The sequence below is a fragment of the Pseudomonas entomophila genome, from assembly GCF_013523125.1.
In the GTDB taxonomy this organism is placed as follows: Bacteria; Pseudomonadota; Gammaproteobacteria; order Pseudomonadales; family Pseudomonadaceae; genus Aquipseudomonas; species Aquipseudomonas entomophila_B.
The window spans coordinates 25293-33721 of record NZ_JAAMQJ010000048.1 but is presented as its reverse complement, the minus strand read 5'-3'; the positions used below and the strand labels follow the sequence as shown (position 1 = coordinate 33721).

Sequence of the window (8429 nt, the reverse complement as noted above, 5' to 3'; positions counted from 1 at the left end):
CCGAACTCAGCAGTGAAACGATGCATCGCCGATGGTAGTGTGGGGTTTCCCCATGTGAGAGTAGGTCATCGCCAAGATTCATTTCGCAAAACCCCTATCTGCGCATGCAGGTAGGGGTTTTGTCTTTAGGTAGAGAGACCCTATTTCGCCGAGTGGCCCGCTGGCCGCTCAGCACACCGGTTTTCTTGACGACCATAGAGCATTGGAACCACCTGATCCCTTCCCGAACTCAGCAGTGAAACGATGCATCGCCGATGGTAGTGTGGGGTTTCCCCATGTGAGAGTAGGTCATCGTCAAGATTCATTCCGCAAAACCCCTATCTGCGCAGGCAGGTAGGGGTTTTGTCTTTTCAGATGCTCGTACTCAGAACTGGTAGCTGGCCGTCGCGCTCACACTGCGCTCTTCACCCATGTAGCAGTAGTTCAGGCTTGCGCAGGAGGTGATGTAGCTCTCGTTGGTCAGGTTGTTGGCATTCAGGCGCAGGTCCAGGCCTTTCACGCCCAGCTTGCCCATGTCGTAGCCGATCGACGCATCGAACACGGTGTAGGAAGGCACTTTCATGCTGTTCTCGGCATCGACCCAGCTGTAACCCACGTAGCGCACGCCACCGCCCAGCCTGACGCCATCGAGTGGCCCCTGACGAACGTTGTAGTCGGCCCACAACGAGGCCATCTGCTTGGGCGCCTGGGTAGGCGAATGACCACGGTTGTCCTGCCCAGGGAGGGTCAGGCTCGGCATGGTCTTGCTGTACTCGATATCGGTGAACGTATAGCCCCCGATCAGCTTGAGGTTGTCCGTCACCTGGACATGCGCCTCCAACTCCAGCCCTTGCGAACGCACCTGGCCCACGGCCCGGTAGAAGTCTTCGTTCGGTTGCTTGGAGGCGAGATTTTCCTGCTCGATATGGAAGACCGACGCCGTGAACAGGTTGTCGGTGCCCGGCGGTTGGTATTTGAGGCCCGCTTCCCACTGCGTGCCTTCGGTCGGCGCCAGCGGCCGGCCTTCCTGGTCGGACACGGTATTGGGGTTGAACGACTCCGAGTAGCTCACGTACGGCGCCAGGCCATTCTCGAACACGTACAGCACGCCTGCGCGTCCGCTGAATTTGCTGCGGTCATCGCTGACACGGATGCCGGTATCCCGATTCTCTTCCGATACTTTCACCCAGTCCTGGCGTATGCCCAGCGAAAAGCGCCATTGATCCCACTCCACCAGGTCTTGAAGGTACACGCCGGTCTGCTGCAACCGTCGCAAGTAACGGTTCTCGCCTTGAAGTTCCAGATTACCATTGCCATAGACCGGCGCCCCTGCATCCAGCGGATCCACCGACCCGTATCGCCAGTCCACATTGGCTTTACGCCGCTGGTAGTCCGCGCCCAGCAACACCGTGTGCTTGGCCGATCCCGCGAACAGCTCGGCTTGCAACATGTTGTCGACGATGAAGGAGTGCAGGCGCTCGTCGCCCCCGGTATAGGCGCGGTTCAGCACGTTGCTCTGCGCATCCGCCCAGCCCGCCGAATACACCTGGTCCATCGACACGTCCGAGTCCTGGTAGCGGACGTTCTGACGCGCCGTCAGCACGTCGTTGAAACGATGCTCGAACTGGTAGCTGAACGACTGCTGGGTCCGCTCGTAACGATCGATGTCCGGCTCGCCTTCGAAGAAGTGGTCCGACAGACGCAGGCCGTTGCGTGGGTGCAACATGCCGGCCGCCGGGTTGCCGCCATGGTAGCCCCCCTCCGGATCGTGCTGCAGGTACGCCTGCAGCGTCAGGGAGGTGTCCTCGCTGAAGTCGATGCTGACGGCCGGGGCGATCGCGTAACGCTCTTCTTCGTTATGGTCGAACTGGGTGTCGGAATGGTCCGCCAGGCCCGTCAGCCGATAGGCGATGCGCTTGTCATCGTCCAGGGGCCCGCTCAGGTCGAAGCCTAGCCCGCGTTGGCCCTGTGTGCCTACCGTTGCCTGCACCTGGTGGAACGCTTCGAACAGCGGCTTCTTGGTGGTCAAGGCCACCAGCCCTCCGGGCGAGCTGCGACCGTAGAGCACCGACGACGGCCCCTTGAGTACGTCGATGCGTTCGAGGAAGTAGGGGTCGACCTGCATGGTGCTGTAGGTGCCGTTGTCCCCCATGGACTTCAAGCCGTCCAGGTAGATGTTGTCCACCGAGCCGTCGTTGAAGCCACGCATGGCCACGTAGTCGTAGCGGTGGGTCGCGCCATAGGGGCTGGTCATCACGCCGGGGGTGTAGCGCATGGCCTGGGCCACGGTCTGCGAGCCCTGGTCGTCCAGCTGTTGCCGTGTGACCACGGACACCGACTGCGAGGTCTCCAGCAGCGCCGTGCTGGTCTTGGTCGCGACCTGGCTGTGGGTGGCGTTGTAGCCCTCCATGCTGCCCAGTGCGTTGCCCAGGCTGAAGCCACGCACATCGGTGTCCGGCAGGGCCAGCGCCGTGTCGGTGGGTCGAGCGCGCAAGGCATAGCTGCCACCGCCCTGCGTGACGGCTTCCAGGCCAGTGCCGGCCAGCAGATGGCGCAGCGCCTGATCGACGGCATAATCGCCCTGCAAGCCTGGCGATTGCAGATCATCGACCTGGCGCGGCGTACCGGACAGGGTGATGCCGGCTTGCTGGGCGAATCGATTGAGCACATCGCCCAGGCTGCCGGCTGGAATGTCGTAGACGCGGCTGACGGTATAGGCATCGGCTGCCTGGCTCAGCACGGGCAAGGTACTCAGGCCAAGGGCGGTTCCGAACAGGGCCGCGCGCACGGCGCCGCCAAGACGTGAGGCGGGAGCAACCTGGGCCGACAGGGGACGTAGAGAAGAAGAAACGTTGGGCATGGAAAGGTCCGTTGATCCAAGAAAAGAACTGCGCTCTTCAGGGCCGAACGACGCACGCAAACCCGCCAAAAATTCAACTGGCCTGTTCGACGCGTACCCACCAGCGTGTCCGCCGTTCGAGTTTCACCGGCAGACTCTGCGGCAGGATGGCCAGCAATCGGTCAGTGTCTTCCAGGCGATAGACCCCCGAGAGACGCCAGTCAGCCACGGCCGCGCTGCAGCCCAGGTAGCCGCGTCGATAGCGGCTGACTTCTGCCAGAAAATCCTGCAGGCGCATGCCGCGGGTGACGATCAGGCCCTGCGCCCAGGCATCGGCTTGCAACGGCAACCCCGTGAGTCGATGGATCCCGTGCGCATCGAGACGATAGGACTGTCCGGCCTGGGCCGTCACTGGCATCCCTGACCCCTGAACGCCGTGAATCGTCACCTGACCTTCCAGCACGCTCACGGACGTGGTCTGCGTGTGCTGACGGACCACGAAGCGACCGTCCAGCCCCTGCACCCACCCCTCGCGCGTACGGAGGCGTACTGGCCGGTGATCAGAGCGGCAGCTCAGCATCAATTGCCCGTGCACCAGCTCGAGCGCACGTTGCCGTGCATCGAACGCGAGGTTCACCGCGCTGCAGGTATCCAGCTGGAGCACCGAGCCATCCGGGAGCGTGAATCGGCGATGCTCGCCCAAGGCACTCACGTAGTCGGCGCGCCAGTCGTTCAACCTGTCGAGATCCTTGCTCAGCCAGCTGGCCGAGCCCACCAGCGCCACGCCCCCGAGCAGTTTCAGCGCCTGACGCCGGTGCAGGCGGGCACGGGCCGGCTCCAGGACGTGCAAGGCCACGCGTGCACCCGGCAGCGTACTGAGGTCGAGTTCCTGTCCCAGTCCGGTGATGCGCTGCCAGGCCAGTTCGTGATTCGGGTGCGCACCCCGCCAACAGGCGCATTGCTCCACCAGCGTGCGATCGTGCCGTTGCTCGCGTAGCCTGAGCGTCCAGGCGATGGCCTGGCGTACGACGGTCGCAGGCAGGGCCGGATCATCCACCAACATGGGCCGCCTGTTCATAGCGCAACACATAGCAATGATAGAGCGCGTCGGCGACATGGCGCTCGACCGAGCGCAGGGAGATCCCCAGGCGAGCGGCCGCCTCCTTGTGGCTCAGACCCTCGCACTGCACCAGCACGAAGGCCTGGCGCACCTTGGGCTTGAGCCCGTCGAGCAGGCGATCGATGCGTTCGAGCAGCTCCAGCAGCACCTCGCGCGTCTCCACGTCAGGCGCCTGGGCCTCTGGCAGATGTGCCAGCGCTTCCAGGTAGGCACGCCGCAGTTCTTCACGCCGCCAGTGATCGATCACCAGACCACGCGCCACCGTGCGCAGGAAAGCCCGTGGCGTAGACAGTGGTGGGGTCTCTCGGCGTTGCAGGAGGCGTACGAAGGTATCGTGGGCCAGATCGGCCGCGTCGGCCGCCGTGCTCAGCTGGCTGCGCAGCCAGCCACGGAGCCAACCATGATGTTCGCTGTACAGCTGGTGCACGAAATCTGAAGAAGGCATGAGAGGGAGCCGGTCACGCAATGAATGATAATTAGTCTCATTGTTCGCGTGACCGAGGCAATTTGCAACTGTCCTGCGAGTGGACGCCGGGCTGAAATCACCCGGCGCCGCTCGGAGGTGCTACTCCAGCAACTGACGCACTGTGTTCATCGCCTCGTCGGCGAAGCCCTGCAGGAAGGCCTGGAAGGCGGGCAATGCCGCCTCGCCGCCCTCCCAGGGCTCGGCCTGAATGGTCCAGGTCGCCCGGCTACGACCGTCGTCGAGCGGCTCCACTTGCATGGCCGCCCAGAGGTTGCCGATGTCGAGGCTGGTGTAGATCAGGCTCCAGGTCATGAACATGGCCGTCTCGTCACGGCTGTTCAATTGTTCGATCACCACATTGCCATCCTTGAACAGCTTCTTGCGTACCGAACGCACACCGCTGCCGGTCATCTCGATGTGCGCGAGCGCGGGGATGAACACCGGGAAGCCGGCGAAGTTGCCGACCATCGCCCAGACGCTGGCGGCCGGTGCGGCGACCTCGACGCTGGAGACGACTTCGCAGCCGTGCGGGTTGGCGATCAGGGTATCGGGTTTGAGTGCTTGCATGGTTGAAGCTCCTGTGAGGGTAGGTCAGATGAAACCGATGTCGCTCAGGTACTGGCAGCCGCGTTGCAGCAGTGCCGGTGTCTTGGCCGGGTAGCGCGCGCCCATGCGCCGTACCCCGGTGCGGGCGTTGTGGTGCTCGATCGACGCGATGTCGCCAATGTCTTCGCCGAAGCCGTCCAGGTAGAACCCCAGCACGTCGAACAACGCGTTGTCGCGATCGACCCGGTGCAGTTGCCGCTGCCATTCCTCCGTACTGATCAGGTCGAAGGCATGCCCGTGGTCGCGGAAGCTCGCCAGGTAATCCTCCCAGCGCAGGGGTTCGGGGTTGTGCAGGTTGAACACGCACGCCTGCGCTTGATGCCGGCTGGCGTGGAAGGCGAGGAAGCGGGCGAGAAAGTCCACCGGCATCAGGTCGAAGTCGATCTGCAGGCGCGGCACCTGGCCCAATTGCAGCGACCCTTTGAGCATCAGCATCAGGCGGTTGCGCTCCGGCTGGCTGACGCCCGAGCGGCTGTCGAAGGTGATGTTGCCCGGCCGGAACAGGTTGACCCGGACCCCTTGGGCACGTGCCCGGGCGAGGATTCGTTCGCCTACCCACTTGCTCAGGTTGTACCCGTTGCGCAGGTACACCGGCGGCGTCGTTGCTGCGTCCTGCTCGAGCACCCGTCCGTGTTCGTCCACCGCACTGCACGCGGACAGGGTCGAGACGAAGTTGAAGACCTTCTTGCGCGCGCCTTCGCACAGGCGCAGGCAGTCGAACAACGGCTCGACGTTGTCCTGGGCCAGCGCGGGGTAGTCCAGCACGTGGTTGACCTGGGCCGCGTTGTGCACCAGGGCACCGAAGTGTTCATCCAGGTAACGGTAATCGGCCTCGCTCAGCCCCAGGCGAGGCCGACGCAGGTCCGCCTCGAAGACCCGCACCCGTGTCATGTCCAGCGTCAGACGATTGTCCGTCAACGCCTGAGCGAAACGTGCCTGCGCACTGCGCCCTTCGCCACGGCGCACCAGACAGGCCACCTCGGCGCTGCCCCAGTCCAGCAGCGCCTCGACCAGATGAACCCCCAGGAAGCTGTTGGCGCCAGTCACGATCACCCGGTGCACATCGCCCAGGCGCTCCAGGGGCTGCACCTCGAGCTCGAGCGGTCGCATCGCATCACGTTCGAGGCGTTCGGCCAGGCCCTGGATCGCGTCGCCGGTCCCATCGAGCAGGGCGCCCAGGCGCCGCAAGGTCGGCTGCTCGATGAACTGGTTGATCGCCACGCCCCGACCGAACCGCTCCCGTATGGCCAGCAGCAGACGCGACAACAGGATCGAGTGGCCACCGATCTCGAAGAAGCTGTCATCGATGGACACATCGGCCTCGCGCTGTTCGAGCAGCTCGCTCCACAGCGCGATCAGGCGCTGTTCGGTCGGTGTCTGCGGTGCCACGCGGGGTCGTGCTGCGGCAGGTGCCGGCTGGCCGCGCAGCAGCGCCTGACGATCGACCTTGCCATTGACCGTACTGGGCAGGCTGTCCAGCTCACGGTAGAACGTCGGCACCATGTAGTCCGGCAGGTGCCGCCGGGCATGCTCGCGCAGCCTGCGTTCGGCCTGGGCATCGCGTGGCTGGGCGACGAAGGCCAGGATCCGCTGCTGCGCGTCGATCACCACCGCGACGTGGCCGTAGGCCTGGCTGCGGCGCAGGCAGTGTTCGATCTCCTCGGGCTCGACACGAAAGCCGCGGATCTTCACCTGGTTGTCACGCCGTCCGCACAGCACGATGCCGTCGGCCGTCCACCGGGCGATGTCGCCAGTGCGATAGACGCGCAGGGTGTCGCCCGACGGCAGCGTCAGGTGGCTGAAGCGCTCGGCAGTCAAGGTGGGGTTGCCCACGTAGCCCAGCCCGACGCCTGCGCCGACGATGTACAGCTCGCCAGGCACCTGGTCGCCGACCGGTTGCAGGGCCTCGTCGAGAATCAGCACCTGGGTGTTGGCGATCGGCCGACCCAGGTTGCGATTGTCGTCCTCGGCCGCGAACACCCGTGTGGTGGCCAGCACCGTGGTTTCGGTCGGCCCATAGATGTTGTGCAGCCGGCACTGGGGCGCCAGGCGGGCGATGGCCTGGGGCTCGCAGACATCCCCGCCCGTCACCAGGTGCTGCAAGCCAAGGGGGGGCTCGCTGGGCAACAGGCTCAGCACGGCCGGTGGCAGAAACGCGTGGGTGACCGACTGATGACGGATCAGCGCGCTCAAGGCATGGGGGTCCTGGCGCTGCGTATCACTGGGCACGACCAGCTCGGCACCGACGAAGAGCGCCGGCAGGCTGTCCAGCAGCGAGGCGTCGAACCCGATGGTAGAGAACTGCAACGCACGGCTTCGCGCATCGAGCGCCACGTGATCGATGTACCAGGCGATGAAGTGCGCCAGGTTGCGACGACTGAGCAGGACGCCCTTGGGCTGGCCCGTGGTACCGGAGGTGTAGATCGCCACACAGGGGCGATCGGGCGCCAACGGCAACGGTGCATTCGGCATCGGTGGTGCGTCGTCAGACGGCACCGCCACATCACGCACGTCCACCGAGACGATGTCCGCATGGGCCTGATCGTCATGCAGCACGAGACAGGCGCCTGCATCGCGCAGGATATGCTCGCGGCGCGCCACCGGCGTGGCCGGATCGATCGGCAGGTAGAGGGCGCCGCTGCGCAGGACGGCCAACAGGCTGGCGTACAGCGCAGGCGACTTGCGCAGGCACACCCCGATCACCGGTACCGGTTCTCCGTCGACGGGCAGGTGCCGCGTGATGACGTGGGTCAGGGCGTTCGTCAGCGCGTGCAGCTGACGGTAGCTCCAGCGCTGACCGTCCAGGTTGAGCGCTGGGCGATCGGCAAAGGTGAGCAGGCCCGGATGCAGCGTCGAGAGCAGGTCATGGGCGGCAGCGTGCAGCCAGCCTGCGTGCGAGGTCTCGTTGAACGCATGGACGAAGGCCAGGTGCTCGAGCCAGTCGAGCGTCCTGGACTGCCCCGAACGTGACGTCGCCAATGGAGGCGCTTCACGCAGTTCAAGCGGGTTGCGGGCATGACTCGCGACGTGCAAGGCCGTTCGCTCCTCCACGACCTGCAGGGTGTCGAGGCGCCGTTGTTGACCATTGCCGGTAGGACGACTGTCGGTGTCGACGAGTGTTTGCTCGATCAGACGAGGTGATTCGATTACACCACCCCTAAAGTAGACATCCACAGCAATCTTCAGAGGTGTATCGCTGACCGTCAGGCGTAACCCGAGCACCGGAAGGCGCGGCAAGTGCGAGGGGCCATCATTCGGCACGGACACGCTGCCGTCCTCGACGATCAGGTCGCTCGCCGCTGGTACGTGCGCGTAGGTCACGTACGACGCGGCAGCGTGGCCTTGGTCTTCCAGCAGCCTGACCAGACGGTCGAGCGTACGGCCCTGGCCGACCAGGGCGATGTTCAGACGTTTCATGG

The 8429-nt window shown here is 64.7% G+C and carries 5 protein-coding genes and 2 rRNA genes; 2 read left to right on the top strand and 5 right to left on the bottom strand.

What is annotated here, in order from left to right:
• Nucleotides 1–77, top strand: a 5S ribosomal RNA gene (rrf, locus tag G7007_RS22690); the annotation flags it as partial.
• 107 nt (nucleotides 78–184) lie between these two features.
• A 5S ribosomal RNA gene (rrf, locus tag G7007_RS19520) occupies nucleotides 185–300 on the top strand.
• Nucleotides 301–364: 64 nt separating this feature from the next.
• On the opposite strand, the gene G7007_RS19515 is transcribed toward rrf (G7007_RS19520), so the two are convergent.
• From G7007_RS19515 to G7007_RS19495, 5 genes are all read right to left on the bottom strand, one after another.
• A complete protein-coding gene (locus tag G7007_RS19515) occupies nucleotides 365–2839 on the bottom strand; it encodes a TonB-dependent siderophore receptor (RefSeq protein WP_181104424.1) in 2475 nt (824 codons plus the stop codon).
• Between the two features lie 73 nt (nucleotides 2840–2912).
• Complete coding sequence (locus G7007_RS19510) at nucleotides 2913–3881, bottom strand: FecR domain-containing protein (protein WP_181104422.1); 969 nt, start codon at nucleotides 3879–3881, stop codon at nucleotides 2913–2915.
• Entirely contained in the window at nucleotides 3868–4383 is a 516-nt protein-coding gene (locus tag G7007_RS19505) for a sigma-70 family RNA polymerase sigma factor (protein ID WP_181104420.1), read from the bottom strand. Before G7007_RS19505 ends, G7007_RS19510 begins: the two co-directional genes overlap by 14 nt.
• 120 nt (nucleotides 4384–4503) lie before the next feature.
• Nucleotides 4504–4971: an SRPBCC family protein gene (locus G7007_RS19500; protein ID WP_181104418.1), complete on the bottom strand. Its 468-nt coding sequence runs from the start codon at nucleotides 4969–4971 to the stop codon at nucleotides 4504–4506.
• Between the two features lie 24 nt (nucleotides 4972–4995).
• A complete protein-coding gene (locus G7007_RS19495) occupies nucleotides 4996–8427 on the bottom strand; it encodes an amino acid adenylation domain-containing protein (RefSeq protein WP_181104416.1) in 3432 nt (1143 codons plus the stop codon).
• Nucleotides 8428–8429 lie beyond the last annotated feature (2 nt).

Bases quoted from the DNA above. Each gene is read 5' to 3' on its own strand.
- G7007_RS19515 (WP_181104424.1), bottom strand. From the start codon at position 2,839: ATGCCCAACGTTTCTTCTTCTCTACGTCCCCTGTCGGCCCAGGTTGCT.
- G7007_RS19510 (WP_181104422.1), bottom strand. From the start codon at position 3,881: ATGTTGGTGGATGATCCGGCCCTGCCTGCGACCGTCGTACGCCAGGCC.
- G7007_RS19505 (WP_181104420.1), bottom strand. From the start codon at position 4,383: ATGCCTTCTTCAGATTTCGTGCACCAGCTGTACAGCGAACATCATGGT.
- G7007_RS19500 (WP_181104418.1), bottom strand. From the start codon at position 4,971: ATGCAAGCACTCAAACCCGATACCCTGATCGCCAACCCGCACGGCTGC.
- G7007_RS19495 (WP_181104416.1), bottom strand. From the start codon at position 8,427: ATGAAACGTCTGAACATCGCCCTGGTCGGCCAGGGCCGTACGCTCGAC.